General features: G+C 39.1%; 1 protein-coding gene. It reads left to right on the forward strand.

The window, feature by feature from the left end; all coding sequences use genetic code 11:
* Positions 1–20 precede the first annotated feature (20 nt).
* Positions 21–235 (forward strand): EF-hand domain-containing protein (locus Q0795_RS17185; RefSeq protein ID WP_298891797.1); only part of this gene is annotated, 215 nt, incomplete at its 3' end.

The following is a 235-nucleotide window of genomic DNA, read 5'->3' on the forward strand; positions in this document are numbered from 1 at the left end:
GTCTGAAGCAGTTCTCTGCAATGAACAAGCTTAAGAAGATGGCTCTAAGGGTTATTGCTGAAAGCCTCTCTGAAGAAGAGATTGGTGGTCTAAAAGAGTTATTCAAAATGATTGATACTGACAACAGTGGAACTATAACATTTGATGAACTGAAAGAAGGATTAAGAAGGGTGGGATCGGAACTTATGGAATCTGAGATACAAGCACTTATGGATGCGGCTGATATTGACAAAAG

Source organism: uncultured Serinicoccus sp. (genome assembly GCF_947487915.1).
Taxonomy (GTDB): domain Bacteria; phylum Actinomycetota; class Actinomycetes; order Actinomycetales; family Dermatophilaceae; genus Ornithinicoccus.